A 15,944-nucleotide genomic window follows, 5' to 3' on the forward strand; every position below is an offset into this window, starting at 1 on the left:
CAGCCACCGGATGGCCTACAGCCGCCTCCGCGGCGAACCGGTGTGACCGTGGTTACATCATCGCCGGAGGTGCTTTTGTATGACCGGCGACAGACCGCAGAGCGGTGGCAGACCCCACGACGAGCAGGTCCGTACATCGACGTCACAGACTTCACGGCGCCTGGTGCTGGCCACCGCCGCGCTGGTGCCGATACTGGCCGGCGCCGGACCGGCCCGGGCCGGCACCGCCGCGCCGGGACGGACCACGCCGGACCCGTGCGGCGGCCGCCGCGCGCTGGTCCACCCGGCGTCCACCGGCGAGTCGGACTGGGCGGAGGTCACCGAGATCCTCCAGCACCGCGGCCGGCTGGCCGGCAACCAGGTCTACCGCATGGGCTTCCTCCGGCACGACCTCAAGGTCAGCTCCTACGGTTACGCCGTCAAACCCAGCCTGGGCGTCGGGTCGTTCGTCTCCTTCCTCCGCTACGAGGACGGCAAGACGATGATGATGGGCGACATGGCGGTCACCGAGCGCGAGATGCAGCGCGTCATCGACGTCCTCGACGCGCGCGGCATCACCCAGACCGCGATCCACAAGCACCTGCTGTCGCACGAGCCGGCGGTCTGGTGGATGCACGTCCACGGGATGCACGAGGACGCCGGCTACCTGGCCGAGGCGCTCCGCCAGGCGCTGCGTGCCACCGGCACCCCGGCCGGCACCGGACTGCCCGTCAAGAAGCAGCTCGACCTGGACATGGCGGGCATCGACAAGGCGCTCGGCGCCCAGGGCGACGTCGAGGGCGACATCTACAAGATCGCCTTCGCCCGGAACGAGACCATCGTCGACCACGACCGGGTGCTGCCCCGGATGACCGGCTCGACCACGGCGATCTCCTTCCAGCCGGTCGGGAAGCGCAAGGCGATCGTCAACGGCGACTTCGTGATGACCGGCCACGAGGTGCAGGACGTCATCAGGACCCTGCGGCGCGGCGGGATCGACATCGTCTCGATCCACAGCCACATGCTGACCGACGACCCGCGCCTGTTCTTCCTGCACTTCTGGGGCGTCGGCGACGGCGTCCGCCTCGCCCGCGCGCTGCGCGCCGCGGTGGTCAAGACCAACGTCTCGGCGGCGGCCGCCATGGGCTGAGAACCCGGCGCCGGATACGGCGAAGGGCCGTCACGGAAACAGTGGCGGCCCGGCTGCCCGCGGGACGGCGGGCTGGATCATTCTTTCGAACGGATCGCTCGTGTGGGGCGGGTGGGACTCGAACCCACGACCGACGGATTATGAGTCCGCTGCTCTAACCGGCTGAGCTACCGCCCCGTTCACGGCGCGTCGCGCACATCTGTGCGCGCCGTCTGCCGCAGCATAGCCGCTCATACGATCTGTTGCCCCGGTGGGGGCACATCGTGTGACCAGCCTGACCTTGAGGACTGCGGGCGGGGCGGGATGGTTCCCGCCCGGCGGGAAATCCCGGCATGAAAAAAGGACCCCCGCGGGGGTCCTCTTCCGGGTGGCTCCTCCGACTGGACTCGAACCAGTAACCTGCCGGTTAACAGCCGGCTGCTCTGCCAATTGAGCTACAGAGGATCGCGCTCCCCCGACTGGACTCGAACCAGTAACCTGCCGGTTAACAGCCGGCTGCTCTGCCAATTGAGCTACAGGGGATCATCGCGTGCCTCGAATGCATCTTCGTCCGGTCTCCCGGGCGGCGTGCGCTCGCTGCGAGACATACATTAGCGCAAGCAGGGGGGTGCTCCGCCAATCGGTCTGCCCGGAGTGACCTCCGGGCACACAGGGTAGGCGGCGGGCACAGCCCGGCAGGGGCCCGCGAGGCCGTGGGTTCCACGGGATCCGAGGGAAGGATGGGGTGTGATGCGCTACCGGCTGACGTTCATCGCCGGCGCCGCCGTCGGCTATGTGTTCGGCGCGCGGGCGGGCCGCGAGCGGTACGAGCAGTTGCGCAAGGGGGCACGGCGGATCGCGCAGAACCCGGCCGTGCGGAACACCGCGGAAACCGCCGCGGTGAACGGCAAGGCCCTGGCCGGCCGTGCCCTCGGCAAAGTGGGCGAACGGGTCCCCGGCTCGGTGGCGGACCGGGTCCGCTCGCTGCGCGAGCAGCGGACCCCCGACGAGGACGAGTGGGGCACCACCAACACCTGACCGGATGCGGGCGGGCGTCGGCCGTTTGGCATCATCCTCGGCATGGGCATAGTCGCGGGGCTGGACAGTTCGACCGAGAGCACACGGATCGTCGTCTGCGACGCGGACACGGGTGCCGTGCTCCGGCAGGGGTACGCGCCCCATCCCCCGTCCGCCGCCGAGGGTGACCCCCAGGCGTGGCTGATGTCACTCGGCGAGGCCGCCGCCGGCGGGCTGCTCGAAGGCGTCCAGGCCATCGGCGTCTCGGCGCAGCAGCACGGGCTGCTGACGCTGGACGCCGGTGGGGTGCTCGTCCGTCCCGCGCTGCTGGGCAACGACAAGCGGGCGCAGCCCGCCGCCGCCGACCTGACCGACGCGCTGGGCGGCCGGGCCGCCTGGGCGGAGGCCGTCGGCACGGTGCCGCAGTCCGCGATGTCCGTCGCCAAGCTCCGCTGGCTGGCCAGGAACGAACCCGAGTCGGCGACCCGCACCGCCATGCTGCTCCAGCCGCACGAGTGGCTGGTGTGGCAGTTGCTCGGCCGGCCGGCGCGCCGGACCACGGACCGGGGCGCTGCCTCGGCCACCGGCTACTGGTCCGCCGCCACCGGCCAGTGGCGTCACGACCTGGTCGAACTCGCCCTGGGGCACACCGCGGCGCTCCCCGACGTCCTCGCGCCCGCCCAGCCGGCCGGGCACACCCCCGAGGGCCTGCTGATCTCCGCCGGCACCGGCGAGACCATGGCCGCCGCCTTCGGCCTCGGCGTGGGGCCGGGCGACGCGGTGATCTCGCTGGGCGCCTCCGGCTCCGTCTTCGCCGTCCACCACCAGGCGCTGACCGACCCCTCCGGCACCATTACCTCGTTCGCCGACGCCACCGGCATGCACCTGCCCGTCGTCCACACCCTCAACGCCGTCCGGGTACTGCGCGGCACGGCCGAGCTGCTCGGCCTGGACCTGGCCGGGCTCTCGGAGCGGGCGCTGCTCTCGTCCTGGGGTTCGTACGGGCTGGTGCTGCTGCCCTACCTGGAGGGCGAGCGCACCCCGCACCTGCCGCACACCGCGGGCACGCTGGCCGGGCTGCGACGGGAGAGCATGAAGCCGGAGCACCTGGCGCGGGCCGCCTTCGAGGGGATGCTGTGCGGGCTCGCGGACGCGCTGGACGTGCTGCGCGGGCGCGGCGTCGTGGTGCGGCGGGTGTTCCTGCTGGGCGCGGCGGCGGAGCTGCCGGCCGTGCAGGCGCTGGCCCCGGCCCTGTTCGGGACGCAGGTCGTCGTCCCCCAGCCGGCCGACTACGCGGCGCTGGGCGCGGCCCGGCAGGCCGCCTGGGCGCTGGGCGTGCAGCACGGCGTGCTGTCCCCGCAGGAGCCGCCGCGCTGGCCGCAGGGCGCCGGGCAGGTGTTCGAGCCGGGTGAGGACCTGCCGTCGGGCCACGCGGTGCGGCAGCAGTACGCGACGGTGCGCGAGCAGACGCACCCGGGGGCGTTCCAGCAGTAGCGCGCGGCAGGACGTCATTCGGCAGGGCGCCGGTCCGGCAGGACGTCAGTCGGCAGGGCGTCAGTCCAGGTAGCCGCGGAGCTGGTCGGCGAAGGCGTGGTCGCGCAGCTTGTTGAGGGTCTTGGACTCGATCTGCCGGATCCGCTCCCGGGTGACGCCGAATATCCGGCCGATCTCCTCCAGCGTCCGCGGCCTGCCGTCCACCAGCCCGTACCGCAGTTGCACGACCTTCCGCTCACGCTCGCCCAGCGTGGACAGCACGGCCTCCAGGTGCTCGCGCAGCAACAGGAACGCGGCGGACTCGACGGGCGAGGCGGCGTCCCCGTCCTCGATGAGGTCGCCGAGCGCGACGTCGTCCTCCTCGCCGACCGGCGCGTGCAGCGACACCGGCTCCTGGGCGAGGCGCAGCACCTCGCTGACCCGCTCCTCGGAGAGGTCGAGATAGGCGGCGACCTCCTCGGCCGTCGGCTCGCTGCCGCGTTCCTGGAGCATCCGGCGCTGCACCCGGACGACGCGGTTGATCAGCTCGACGACGTGCACCGGGACACGGATCGTACGGGCCTGGTCGGCCAGGGCCCGGGACATGGCCTGGCGGATCCACCACGTCGCGTACGTCGAGAACTTGTAGCCCCGCGCGTAGTCGAACTTCTCGACCGCCCTGATGAGCCCGAGGTTGCCCTCCTGGACCAGATCCAGCATGGTGAGCCCGCGGCCGATGTAGCGCTTGGCGACGGAGACGACGAGGCGCAGGTTGGCCTCGATCAGGCGGCGCTTGGCCATCCGGCCCAGGACGACGAGACGGTCGAGGTCGAGCGCCAGACAGGTGTCGAGGTCGGGGTCGTTCGACAGCTTCTCCTCGGCGAACAGCCCGGCCTCCACCCGGCGGGCCAGCTCCACCTCCTCCGCCGCGGTGAGCAGCGGGATCCGGCCGATCTCGCGGAGGTACTGGCGGAACAGGTCCGAGGACGGGCCGCCGGTCTCGGCGGCGCGCCGCTCGCGGTCACGGTCGCGGTCGCGCTCCCGCTCCGGAAGCGGCTCCGGCTCGTCGGCCAGGGTCTCGGGCGGTGGCGGCCCGGCTTGCCGCGGAACGGCCCCTACGGGGTCGGCCAGGGCCTCGGGGAGGGTAGGGGTCCGGGTCTGCACGGGGGCGACCTCCAGGGTGATCGCTGCTCTGGGCAGAGTCTCGGCGCGGCGGCGGCACCGCCCACCAGTGTGGGGCACGACGCGGCTCCGCCACGAGGGTCGTGCGACCACTTTCTGTGGACGGAGGGTGACGCTGCGCGGGCTGCGCCCCGGGCCCGCCCTTTCGCCGTTTCTACGGGGAGGACCCCGCACCCCCCGAAAACCGCGCTCCGCGCGGTTGTCCTCAAACGCCGGACAGGCTGAAGTGTGCGCCCAGGGCCGCACCGCACTCCGCCCGTCAGGGCTAAAGCGCCGCCGCGCCCCGCTCCTGCAACGCCTTCCCGTACTGCTGCAGCACCCACAACTCGTTCTGCACCGCCGCCAGATGATCCGGCGCCGACTGCGCACCGAGCCGTATCAGGCTCCCCTGGACCTCCTTGACCCGCCGCTCCACGGCCCGCAGCCGCACCTGGACGAGCTGCTGCCCGGCGTACACCTCGTCGACCGTCCGGGCGTGGATCGACTCGACGGCCAGCTCCGTGATCATGGAGCGGACGGTGTCGTCGGGGGCGGCCTCGCGGACCCGGGTGAGGTAGTCGGCGTCGGCGAGGGCGACGCCGCCGGCCTGCTCGATGGCGCGGCGGACGACCGCGTAGGGCGGGGCGGTGAACTCGTCCTCGCCGTAGGCGTCGAAGGCGGGGGCGACCAGCTCGGGCCGCTGGAGGGCGAGCTTGAGGAGCTCGCGCTCGGTGCGGTGGGCGGGGCTGCGGAGGTTGAGGGCGGGGCCGCGCGGGGCCGCGGGGGCGGGGGCGGCCGCGGGCCGCGGGGCCGTCGCGCGGGGGGTCTGCCGGCCCCGGCCGCCGTCGCGGCCCTCGCGCTCGCGGGCCCAGCGGGCCAACTGGCTCACGCGCATGACGACGAACTGGGTGTCGAGGATGCCCAGCAGCCCGGCCAGCCGCACGGCGTACTGGTGCCGGATGGAGCTGTCCTTGATGTGGGCGACGATCGGGGCGGCTTCCTCCAGGGCCGCCGCCTGGCCCTCCGGGGTGTCGACGTCGTGCCGGGCGACGACGGAACGCAGGGCGAACTCGAAGAGGGGCGTGCTCTCCTCGACCAACTGCCGCACCGCGTCGTCGCCCTTGTCGAGCCGGAGCTCGCAGGGGTCCATGCCGCCGGGGGTGACGGCGATGTTGGTGTGCGCGGCGAACTTCTGGTCGTCCTCGAAGGCGCGCAGGGCGGCCCGCTGACCGGCCGCGTCCCCGTCGAAGGTGAAGATCACCTTGGCCCGGGAGTTGTCCATCAGCAGCCTGCGGAGGATCTTGACGTGCTCGCCGCCGAAGGCGGTGCCGCAGGTGGCGATGGCGGTGGTGACGCCGGCCAGGTGGCAGGCCATCACGTCGGTGTAGCCCTCGACGACGACCGCGCGGTTGCCCTTGGCGATGTCCTTCTTGGCGAGGTCGATGCCGTAGAGGACGTGGGACTTGCGGTAGATCGGCGTCTCGGGGGTGTTGAGGTACTTGGGGCCGTTGTCGTCGTCGCGGAGCTTGCGGGCGCCGAAGCCGACGACGTCGCCGGTGATGTCGCGGATGGGCCACATCAGCCGGCCGCGGAAGCGGTCGATGGGACCGCGCCGGCCGTCCTGGGAGAGGCCGGAGAGGATCAGCTCCTTGTCGGTGAAGCCGCGGCCGCGCAGGAACCGGGTGAGGTGGTCCCAGCCGGCCGGGCTGTAGCCGACGCCGAAGTGCCGGGCGGCGGCCTGGTCGAAGCCGCGGCCGGCCAGGAAGGCCCGGCCGATCTCGGCCTCGGCGCCGTCCAACTGCTCGGCGTAGAACTGCGCGGCGACCTTGTGCGCCTCGACCAGCCGGGTGCGCTCGCCCTGCTGGCGGCCGGGCGTGTAGCCGCCCTCCTCGTAGCGCAGGGTGATGCCGGCCTGGGCGGCGAGCCGCTCGATGGTCTCGGTGAACGACAGGTGGTCGATCTTCATGACGAAGTCGACCGTGTCCCCGCCCTCCTGGCAGCCGAAGCAGTGGTACAGCCCCTTGGACGGGCTGACGTGGAAGGACGGGGACTTCTCGTCGTGGAACGGGCAGAGGCCCTTGAGGTTGCCGCCGCCGGCGTTGCGCAACTGGAGGTATTCGGACACGACGGCGTCGATCGGGACGGCGTCCCGGACCGCCTTCACGTCGTCATCGTTGATCCTGCCTGCCACGCGTGAAGTCTACTGGCGGCCGGTGACACGCCCGGCCCATGGCCGGCGGAACCGGGGGATCTCCGGGGGATCTCGGGGGTTCCCGGAGACCCGTCCCGGGGGCGCGCCCTCAGGACGCTCCGGCCTCCGGGGCCAGTGAGTCCAACGGGACACCGGGGTCGGCGAGTGCCTCCGGGTCCGGACGGGCGCCGGACCGGATGAGGCGCTGAACCGACTCCGTGACGTCCCACACGTTGACGTTCATCCCCGCCAGGACCCGGCCCTCGCACAGCCAGAAGGCGACGAACTCGCGCTTGCCGACGTCCCCGCGGCACACCACCTGGTCGTAGGAGCCGGGCGGCGCGTAGCCGGAGTACTCCATGCCGACGTCGTACTGGTCGGAGAAGAAGTAGGGGACCCGGTCGTAGACGACCGGCCTGCCGAGCATGGCCCGGGCCGCCGCCGGGCCGCTGTGCAGGGCGTTGGCCCAGTGCTCGACGCGGAGCCGGCCGGTCCCGTCCGGGCGGCCGATCGCGGCGACGTCGCCCGCGGCGAAGATCTCCGGGTCGGAGGTGCGCAGGGAGGCGTCGACGGCGATGCCGCCGCCGTCCTCGCGGTCGACGAGGGCCAGCCCGGCGGCCTCGGCGAGGGCGGTGCGCGGGGCCGCGCCGATGGCGGCGAGGACGCTGTGGGCGGGGTGTTCCTCGCCGTCGTCGGTGCGCACCGCGAGGACCATGCCGTCCTGGCCGGTGATCTCGGTGAGGCGGGCGCCGAAGTGGAAGCGGACGCCGTGCTCGGCGTGCAGGTCGGTGAAGACCTGCCCGAGCTCGGGACCGAGCACCCCGTGCAGCGGGGTGGGCTCGGGCTCGACGACGGTCACCTCGGCGCCGTAGCCGCGGGCGGCGGCGGCCACCTCCAGGCCGATCCAGCCGGCGCCGGCGATGACGAGGTGGCCGTTGTCCCGGCCGAGGGCGGCGAGGACGCCGCGCAGCCGCTCGGCGTGGGCGAGGCGGCGCAGGTGGTGGACGCCGGCGAGGCCGGTGCCGGGGATGTCGAGGCGGCGCGGTTCGGCGCCGGTGGCGAGCAGCAGCCGGTCGTAGTGGACGCACGTGCCGTCGCCGAGCCGGACCGTGCGGGCGGCACGGTCGAGGTGGACGGCGGGCTGTCCGAGGTGGAGCTCGATGTCGGCGCGGGCGTACCAGGCGGGCTCGTGGACGAAGACGCTGTCCCGTTCGTCCTTCCCCATCAGATACCCCTTGGAGAGCGGCGGGCGCTCATAGGGGTGGTCGCGTTCGTCGCAGACGAGGATCACCCGCCCGGTGAATCCCTCCGCGCGGAGGGTCTCGGCCGCCTTCGCGCCGGCGAGTCCCCCTCCGACGATGACGAACGTCTGGTTCGCGTCCACCACTTGCTGCCTCCTCGCTCGATGTGCTTCGAGTCCCCGGTGCGATCGCCGGAACGGCCAGTGTGAGCGTCCCGCACGCGGCGGGCCGCCGGAAGAGGGCCGCGCCGGGGACCGTCCGCGGCCCGGGCCCTCACCCTTCCCCCCAAGGTCATGCGTGGGATTCAGCCGGCGGCCGGCGGCCGGCCTCCGGTGAGCCGGGCGTGCAGGGTGCGCGCGGAGGCGTCGGTGAGGGCGGCGATCTGGTCGACGACGGCGCGCAGCCTGCCCGCGTCGTCGGCCGCCGCGGTGTACAGGGAGCGGAACTGCGGGTCGAGGCCGTCGGGCGCGAGGGCGATCAGCGCCTCGGCCAGCTCGGCGATCACGACGCGCTGGTCGGCGCGGAGCTTCTCCTGGTCCTCGCGCTGGATGACGTACCGGTCGGCGACGGCCTTGAGCACGGCGCACTCCAGCCGGGTGCCGTGCGGGACGACGAGCCCGGCGCGGTGCCGGGTGAGCCGGCCGGGCCCCCAGGCCTCGCGGGTGGCGGTCTCGGCGGCGAGGCAGAACCGGCCGATGAGCTGACTGGTGGCGTCCTTGAGCCGGGCCTGGGCGACGGCCGAACCGTCGTAGCCGTGCGGCCACCACTCCTGCTCGAGCAGCCGGTCGAGGGCCTCGGCCAGCTCCTCGGGGTCCGCCCCGGGGGCGTAGCGGCGGGCGGCGACGGCGAAGATCTCGCGGCGTTCGGGTTCGGCGGCGAGGACGTTGGGGTCGAGGTGGCCCGCGTGCAGGCCGTCCTCGACGTCGTGGACGGAGTAGGCGACGTCGTCGGCCCAGTCCATGACCTGGGCCTCGAAGCTTCTGCGGTGCGGGGGCGCGCCCTGCCGCAGCCAGTGGAAGACCGGCAGGTCGTCGGGGTAGACGCCGAACTTGGCGGAGGTGGGGTCGGTGGGGTGGCCGGCGCGCGGCCAGGGGTACTTGGTGGCGGCGTCGAGCGCGGCGCGGGTGAGGTTGAGGCCGACGCTGGCCGGTTCGCCGGTCTCGGGGTCGAGGGTGAAGCGCTTGGGCTCCAGCCGGGTCAGCAGCCGCAGGGACTGGGCGTTGCCCTCGAACCCGCCGCACAGCCCGGCGACTTCGTCGAGCGCCTGCTCGCCATTGTGGCCGAACGGCGGGTGGCCGAGGTCGTGCGCGAGGCAGGCGGTCTCGACCAGGTCGGGGTCGCAGCCGAGCGCGGCGCCGAGCTCCCGGCCGACCTGGGCGCACTCCAGGGAGTGCGTGAGCCGGGTGCGCGGGCTGGCGTCCCACACCTGCCCGCTGGCGCCGGGGGTGACGACCTGTGTCTTCCCGGCCAGCCTGCGCAGCGCGGCGGAGTGCAGGACGCGGGCGCGGTCGCGCTGGAAGGCGGTGCGGCCCGGCCGCTTGTCGGGCTCGGTGACCCAGCGCTCCAGGTCCGGGGCGTCGTAGCCGTCGAGGGCGGGCGCTTCGCCGCGTGCGGTTGCTGCTGAGCCGTTCATACCTCCGACGGTAGCCCCCGGGTCGGACATGGGCATGGGCCCCTCGGCCCGTTCCCGCCGGTCCGGGGGCCCGTACGGCCTGTCCGCACCCCGTCCGGCCCGCGCGCTCGTGGAACCGTGCGGTCCCGCACGGCGTTCCTTCCTGCGGAAAGGGGGAGGCGAACATGTGTATGAAAAAGTGGCCGTTCCTTCGGCTGCCCGCCACCCGCAAAGGCAGGCGCCGGACCGTCCAGGCGGTGATGGCGGCCTGCGTGCTGGCCCTGCTGCCCGTCACCTGGGTGCACGCCGCCGCCGAGTCGCGGCTGCGGAGCGCCGACGACGTGCCGCCGGCCCCGGTGGCCATCGTCTTCGGCGCCGGCCTGTGGCAGGGCAAGCCGTCCCCCTACCTGGCGCACCGGCTCGACACCGCCGTCGGCCTCTACCGCGCGGGCAAGGTCCGCGTCGTGCTGGTCACCGGCGACAACGGCCGCCGGCAGTACAACGAGCCGGACGCCATGCGCGCCTACCTCCGCACGCACGGCGTGCCCGAGAGCCGGGTCGTCGCCGACTACGCCGGCTTCGACACCTGGGACTCCTGCACCCGTGCCCGGCGCGTCTTCGGGGTGCGCAAGGCGGTGCTGGTCACACAGGACTTCCACATCCGGCGGGCGGTGGCGCTGTGCGACGCGGCCGGGATCGACGCGTACGGGGTGCCCGTGGAGGCCAGGCGCGACCGCACCTGGTACGCGGCCGGCGCGCGGGAGATCCTGGCGGCCGGCAAGGCGGCGGTGGACGCGGCCGTGCGGCCGGGGCCGACGTTCCTGGGGCCGCGCGAGCCGGGGGTGGACCGGGCCCTGCGGGCGGCGGAGCGCTGAGCCTTCCTCAGGAGGCGCGCGCACGCGCCCTCTCAAGGAGGGCGGCTACCGCTTGGGCTCGCGGTTGTTTATGGCGTCCACGTACAGCCGGAAGATCTCGTCGTCGTTCAGGGGGCTGTACGACACCTGGGACGAGCGGTCGCCGTCCGGGCCGCCGCCGTTGAGCCCGCCCAGGACGCCGACCAGGTCGCCGGTCCTGGTCCGCTCGTCGAAATGGACGAGCCAGGGGCTGCCCGAGGTGCCGGAGAAGAAGCCGTCGCAGCGCATCTTCAGTTGGCGGTGGCTCTCCAGTTTGCTGGTCAGGGCGGTGCAGCGGATGGCCTCGTCGGCCGGGTCGTCGTCCGCGCTGGGGTAGCCGATGACGGTCACCCGGTTGACGTAGCCGGGGGTGCGGGCCAGCCGGTTGGCGCCGGTGACCTGCTCGATCTGACGGCCCTTCGCGTCGGGCCGGACGGTGGCGAAGGCGAAGTCCAGGTCGGAGCCCTCACCGGTGTCGGTGCGTCTGGGGTCGACGAAGGTGCGGTCCACCGCCCACACCCCGTACGGCTGTTCCTTGGCGCCCTGCTGGTAGTCCGGCACGAACGCGGCGTCCTCCCCGATCGAGCAGTGCCCCGCCGTGACGATCAGGTTCCCCTTGGGGCTGTGCACGACGCTGGCCGTGCAGTGATGACTCTTCATGTCCTCGCCGGTGTAGAAGAGGACCCCCACCGACGGCACCCCGCCGAAGTGCCGCGCGCTGCCCGTGACCCGCTGCGCCTCGCTCCGGCCGTCGGCGCCGGCCGCGTCGTCGGCCGTCGCCCGTCCGGCGGACGGGGTGGGGTCGGGCCCCCAGAAGCGTCGCGCCTGCTCACTGGTCCAGTTGCGGTCCTTCCCGTGGCCGCCGGCCTGCGGGACGGCCGCCGCCAGGACGACGACATAGAGTCCCGCCAGCGTGGCCCGGCCCCACCGGGCCCGGCTCCACCGGGGAAAACGCACGGGCACCCCCACCACGTTCGGAAGGTCGTTCACAGGCTAACCGCACCGTCCGGCGCGAACGGCGCACCGGACGGTTTTCCGTACCGTCGGACGACCGACGATCCGGTGTATGACCAGCGTACGAATGATCGTCAACCATCCACCACATCCGGGGCGGAACGTCCCGTCCCGTCCCCTCCGATCACACGAACGGACGTCCGCCCTGCCCGCCTTCCCCGTCCTACGCGGCCCATTGGTCGTAACCGAGCTTGCAGAGCAGCCCCAGCACCACGACGACCAGCACCCCGCGCACGAAGCCGCTCCCCCGCTTCAGCGCCATCCGGGCGCCCAGCGTCCCGCCCGCCAGGTTGAAGACCGCCATCGGCAGGGCCACCCACCACAGCACCGCGCCCTGGAGCGAGAAGGTGACCAGGGCGCCGACGTTGGTGCAGACGTTGACGATCTTGGCGGTGCCGGAGGCGGTCACCAGGTCCATGTGGAGGATCCCGGCCAGCGCGAGGACGAGGAAGGTGCCGGTCCCGGGGCCGATCAGGCCGTCGTAGAAGCCGATGCCCAGGCCGGCGACGAGGATCGCGGTCCACACCCGGCGGCGGCTCACCGGACCGGCGGCCGCGGCGACGGAGCCGAAGCCGGGACGGAGCAGCACGAAGGCGAGGACCACGACCAGGATCACCATGATCAGCGGCCGGAGGACCGCGCTGTCGATGCCGGCCGCGAAGACCGCCCCTGCCAGCGAGCCCGCGAGCGCGGCGAAACCGGTCCGGAAGGCGGTGCGCAGGTCGAGGGGGGCGCGGCGGGCGTAGGAGACCGCGGCGGCGGCCGTGCCCCAGATCGCCACGGCCTTGTTGGTGCCGAGCACGTGCGCGGGCGCGGCGTGCGGCAGGCCGACCAGCAGGGCGGGGAGCTGGAGGAGGCCGCCGCCGCCCACGACGGCGTCGATCCAGCCGGCGGTGCCCGCGGCGAGGCAGAGCAGGAGCAGTGTGGTCAGGGATATGTCGTGGGTCACCTCGGGATCGTACGGGCGGGGGACGGGTCAACTCCGGTTCCTCACCCGCCCGGTGTCCCTTCCCGTATCGGGCGGGCCGTTGCCGGTCCCGGCCCCTAGGCTGGGTGCGGCAGGTGGCGGTCACCCCTGATGTGCCTGGTGAGGCAGGGCGGAGGAGCACGTGACGAACGGCTGGACCCTGGACGACATGCCCGACCAGAAGGGCCGGACGGCCGTGGTGACCGGCGCCAACAGCGGCATCGGCTTCGTCACCTCGCGCGAACTGGCCCGCCGCGGCGCCCGCGTCGTGCTGGCCTGCCGCGACGAGACGCGCGGCAGGGCCGCCGCGGACCTGCTGCGGCAGCAGGTGCCCGGCGCGGCCGTCCGCCCGGCCCGGCTCGACCTGGCCGACCTGGCGTCGGTCCGGTCCTTCGCCGCGGACCTGCCCGAGGAGCGTCTGGACCTGCTGGTGAACAACGCCGGGGTGATGGCCCTGCCGCGGCGGCGCACGGTCGACGGCTTCGAGACGCAGTTCGGCACCAATCACCTGGGGCACTTCGCGCTGACCGGACTGCTGCTGCCGCGCCTGCGGGAGGCCGGCCACGGCGCGCGGGTGGTGACCGTCTCCAGCTTCATGCACTGCCTGGGCACGGTCGACCCACGCGATCCGCAGATGGACCTGGGCTACCGCCGGTGGACCGCCTACGCCCGCTCCAAGAGCGCCAACCTCCTCTTCACCCACGAACTCGCCCGGCGCCTCGCCGCCGACGGCTCCCCGCTGGTCGCCGCGGCGGCCCACCCCGGATTCGCGGCGACCGGCCTCCAGACGGCCGCGGTACGGATGACGGGCCGGCGGCGCACCGAACGCCTCATCGCCACGGCCACCCGCCTGGTGGCGCAGCCCGCCGAGCACGGCGCCCTGCCGACGCTCTACGCCGCGACGGCTCCCGAGGTCCGCCAGGACGACTTCATCGGGCCGGGCGGCCCGCTGCTGCGGGGCGCCCCGGTGCGGGCGCCGCGGGCCCCCTGGACGCGGGACGATCGGGCGTCGGAGGGGCTGTGGCGGATGTCGGAGCGGCTGACGGGGGTGCGGTACGGGTGGCCGGCGGGGGTGTGAGGCCCCGATCCCTCCCCTTCGCCGATTCCTGGGGCTGTGCCCCAGCCCCCCTTGTCGCGGCTTCGCCGCTCGTCCTCAAACGCCGGACGGGCTGGAAGTGCCCGCTCAGGCACCATCCAGCCCGTCCGGCGTTTGAGGACAACCGCGCGGAGCGCGGTTTCGGGGGGCTGGGGGCTTGCCCCCAGGAAACGGTGAAAGGGAGGGACCGGGGCACCCTCCGCGTCAGCGGCCCCCCGCCGCCTCCACCCGGAACCGCAACCGGCAGATCACCGCGTCCGTATCCCGCCGCACCGCGTGCGCGACCACCGCCCCCCGCTGGTTCTGCAGCAACCGCTGCCACAGCCGGGCGGGTTCGACCTCCGGAATCAGCACGGTGACCCGGTTGTCGGGATGCCGGCCGGTCAGCTCCTGGACGTAGTCGACGATGGGGCGGCCCAACGCGCGTGTGGGAGCGGGGAGTTCGACGAGGTCGACGCCCGGGTTCCAGAGTTCCCAGTCGCGCCGCAGCGATTCCGCCGCCCGCCGTCCCTCCGCGTCGGGCTGTGTGACGGTGACCGCGACCACCTCGTCGCCGAGGGAGACGGCGGCGGTCAGGGCCTTGCTGGTCAGCCGGGAGAGGGAGGAGACGGGCACGACGACGACGGAGTGGCAGCGGCGGGGCGGTTCGGGCACCCGGCCCAGTTCCAGCCGGTCGCCGATCCGGCCGTACGCGCGGTGGACCGCCTCGAAGGACAGCACCATGAGCGGGAGTGCCAGGACGATGAGCCAGGCGCCCTCCGTGAACTTCGTGGCCGTGACGACGACGGCCGACACTCCGGTGAGCAGCGCGCCGAAGCCGTTCAGCAGGGCCTTGCCGCGCCACCCGGGCGACCGCTCCCCGCGCCAGTGCCGGACCATGCCGACCTGGCAGACGGTGAAGCCGACGAAGACCCCGATGGCGAACAGCGGCACCAGCGTGTTGACGTCACCGCCGGAGAAGACCAGCAGCAGTGCCGAGACGGCGGCCAGTGCGAGGACGCCGTGCCGGTGCACCTGGCGGTCGGCCTTGAGGGCGAAGACGTGGGGCAGGTAGTTGTCCCGGGCGAGCAGGCTCATCAGGACGGGCAGCCCGCCGAAGGAGGTGTTGGCGGCCAGTGCCAGCAGCACCACGGTGGCGAACTGCACGACGTAGAAGGCCCAGTTGTGGCCGAGCGACGCGTCGGCCAACTGGGCCAGGACGGTGACGCCCTCCACCGGCTGGAGGTGGAAGCGGCCGATGAGCACGGACAGTCCGATGAGCATGGCGCCCAGCAGTGCGCCGAGTGCCACCTCCGTGCGCTGGGCGCGGCGGGCGCGCGGGGTGCGGAAGGAGGGAACGGCGTTGGCCACGGCTTCGACGCCGGTGAGGGCGGAGCAGCCGGCGGCGAACGCCTTGAGCAGCAGCAGGGCGCCGACCGAGGTCGCGTCGGCGCTCAGCGCGGACGCGTGTCCTGCGGCGGCCTCGGTGCTCGCGGGCGCGTCCCGGAACAGCCCGACGGCGATCATGGCGAGGATCGAGCCGACGAAGACGGCGGTGGGGACGGTGAACGCCTTGGCCGACTCCGCGATCCCCCGCAGGTTGACCGCGGTGACCAGCACGAGCACACCGAGGCAGATCCACAGCCGGTCGGCGTGGAGGCCGGGGAAGGCGGAGGTGAGGGCGGCGACGCCGGCGGTGACGGAGACCGCGACGTTCAGGACGTAGTCCAGGACCAGCGAGGCGGCGGTGACGAGTGAGGTGCGGCGCCCGAGGTGCCGCTTGGCCACCGCGTAGGAGCCGCCGCCATCCGGGAAGGCGGCGATGACCTGCCGGTACGAGGCGACGAGCACGGCCAGCAGGGCCGCGATGGCGAGGGTGACGGGCAGGGTGCAGCCCAGCCCGTGGGCGCCGGCCGCGGCCAGCACGAGGACGATCGACTCCGGCCCGTACGCGACGGAGGCCATCGCGTCGAGTGACAGCGCGGCCAAGCCCTGGAGGGCGGTGAGCCGGTGCCGCTCCTCCCGGTGGTCCTCGCGCCCGTCCGTCGTGGCATCGCCGCGCGCGGTCGCGGCGCCGGTATCCGGCGGTTCCTCGCCGGTCCCGTCGGGCCGTTCATCCGTGTGGGCCGGCGTGGACATCTCTGTTCGTACCTCCGTGGTGACGTGGGAGGCTCAGCCTGCGCCGGAGGCGA

General features: G+C 73.5%; 12 protein-coding genes and 3 tRNA genes. 5 read left to right on the forward strand and 10 right to left on the reverse strand.

The window, feature by feature from the left end; all coding sequences use genetic code 11:
• The first annotated feature begins 79 nt into the window (after positions 1-79).
• The gene (locus ACZ6X9_RS14055) at positions 80-1,129 is read left to right on the forward strand and encodes a DUF1259 domain-containing protein (RefSeq protein ID WP_469778241.1); all 1,050 of its coding nucleotides are present in this window, start codon (positions 80-82) and stop codon (positions 1,127-1,129) included.
• 103 nt (positions 1,130-1,232) lie between these two features.
• Here the strand turns inward: ACZ6X9_RS14055 and ACZ6X9_RS14060 are convergent.
• The 3 genes from ACZ6X9_RS14060 to ACZ6X9_RS14070 form a co-directional block, all read right to left on the reverse strand.
• A tRNA-Ile gene (locus ACZ6X9_RS14060) sits at positions 1,233-1,306 on the reverse strand.
• A 191-nt stretch (positions 1,307-1,497) separates the two neighbouring features.
• Positions 1,498-1,573 (reverse strand) — tRNA-Asn (locus tag ACZ6X9_RS14065).
• A 5-nt stretch (positions 1,574-1,578) separates the two neighbouring features.
• Positions 1,579-1,651, reverse strand: a tRNA-Asn gene (locus ACZ6X9_RS14070).
• A 207-nt stretch (positions 1,652-1,858) separates the two neighbouring features.
• On the opposite strand from ACZ6X9_RS14070, the gene ACZ6X9_RS14075 reads away from it, so the two are divergent.
• Together ACZ6X9_RS14075 and ACZ6X9_RS14080 are read left to right on the forward strand one after the other, a co-directional pair.
• Positions 1,859-2,146 (forward strand): YtxH domain-containing protein, encoded by a 288-nt coding sequence (locus tag ACZ6X9_RS14075; protein ID WP_469778242.1) that lies wholly within the window; start codon positions 1,859-1,861, stop codon positions 2,144-2,146.
• A gap of 42 nt (positions 2,147-2,188) precedes the next feature.
• A complete protein-coding gene (locus ACZ6X9_RS14080) occupies positions 2,189-3,619 on the forward strand; it encodes an FGGY family carbohydrate kinase (RefSeq protein WP_469778243.1) in 1,431 nt (476 codons plus the stop codon).
• Between the two features lie 60 nt (positions 3,620-3,679).
• Here ACZ6X9_RS14080 and ACZ6X9_RS14085 read toward each other — a convergent pair whose 3' ends face one another.
• The 4 genes from ACZ6X9_RS14085 to ACZ6X9_RS14100 all read right to left on the reverse strand — a co-directional run bounded on the left by ACZ6X9_RS14085 (position 3,680) and on the right by ACZ6X9_RS14100 (position 9,824).
• The gene (locus ACZ6X9_RS14085; RefSeq protein ID WP_469778244.1) at positions 3,680-4,840 is read right to left on the reverse strand and encodes an RNA polymerase sigma factor; all 1,161 of its coding nucleotides are present in this window, start codon (positions 4,838-4,840) and stop codon (positions 3,680-3,682) included.
• Positions 4,841-5,045: 205 nt separating this feature from the next.
• Complete coding sequence (gene dnaG, locus ACZ6X9_RS14090) at positions 5,046-6,950, reverse strand: DNA primase (RefSeq protein WP_469778245.1); 1,905 nt, start codon at positions 6,948-6,950, stop codon at positions 5,046-5,048.
• A 109-nt stretch (positions 6,951-7,059) separates the two neighbouring features.
• Entirely contained in the window at positions 7,060-8,337 is a 1,278-nt protein-coding gene (locus tag ACZ6X9_RS14095) for an NAD(P)/FAD-dependent oxidoreductase (protein WP_469778246.1), read from the reverse strand.
• A gap of 158 nt (positions 8,338-8,495) precedes the next feature.
• Complete coding sequence (locus ACZ6X9_RS14100; protein ID WP_469778247.1) at positions 8,496-9,824, reverse strand: deoxyguanosinetriphosphate triphosphohydrolase; 1,329 nt, start codon at positions 9,822-9,824, stop codon at positions 8,496-8,498.
• 170 nt (positions 9,825-9,994) lie between these two features.
• Here ACZ6X9_RS14100 and ACZ6X9_RS14105 point away from each other — a divergent pair, with 170 nt between their 5' ends.
• Positions 9,995-10,678: a SanA/YdcF family protein gene (locus tag ACZ6X9_RS14105; RefSeq protein WP_469778648.1), complete on the forward strand. Its 684-nt coding sequence runs from the start codon at positions 9,995-9,997 to the stop codon at positions 10,676-10,678.
• Between the two features lie 45 nt (positions 10,679-10,723).
• Here the strand turns inward: ACZ6X9_RS14105 and ACZ6X9_RS14110 are convergent, their stop codons facing one another.
• Together ACZ6X9_RS14110 and ACZ6X9_RS14115 are read right to left on the reverse strand one after the other, a co-directional pair.
• Positions 10,724-11,686 (reverse strand): trypsin-like serine peptidase, encoded by a 963-nt coding sequence (locus tag ACZ6X9_RS14110; RefSeq protein WP_469778248.1) that lies wholly within the window; start codon positions 11,684-11,686, stop codon positions 10,724-10,726.
• A gap of 187 nt (positions 11,687-11,873) precedes the next feature.
• A complete protein-coding gene (locus ACZ6X9_RS14115) occupies positions 11,874-12,659 on the reverse strand; it encodes a TSUP family transporter (protein WP_469778249.1) in 786 nt (261 codons plus the stop codon).
• A 160-nt stretch (positions 12,660-12,819) separates the two neighbouring features.
• Between ACZ6X9_RS14115 and ACZ6X9_RS14120 the strand changes: the two genes are divergently transcribed.
• A complete protein-coding gene (locus ACZ6X9_RS14120) occupies positions 12,820-13,755 on the forward strand; it encodes an oxidoreductase (RefSeq protein WP_469778250.1) in 936 nt (311 codons plus the stop codon).
• A gap of 222 nt (positions 13,756-13,977) precedes the next feature.
• Here ACZ6X9_RS14120 and ACZ6X9_RS14125 read toward each other — a convergent pair whose 3' ends face one another.
• Complete coding sequence (locus ACZ6X9_RS14125; RefSeq protein ID WP_469778251.1) at positions 13,978-15,891, reverse strand: APC family permease; 1,914 nt, start codon at positions 15,889-15,891, stop codon at positions 13,978-13,980.
• Positions 15,892-15,944 lie beyond the last annotated feature (53 nt).

The organism is Streptomyces sp. NPDC052910, assembly GCF_055585605.1.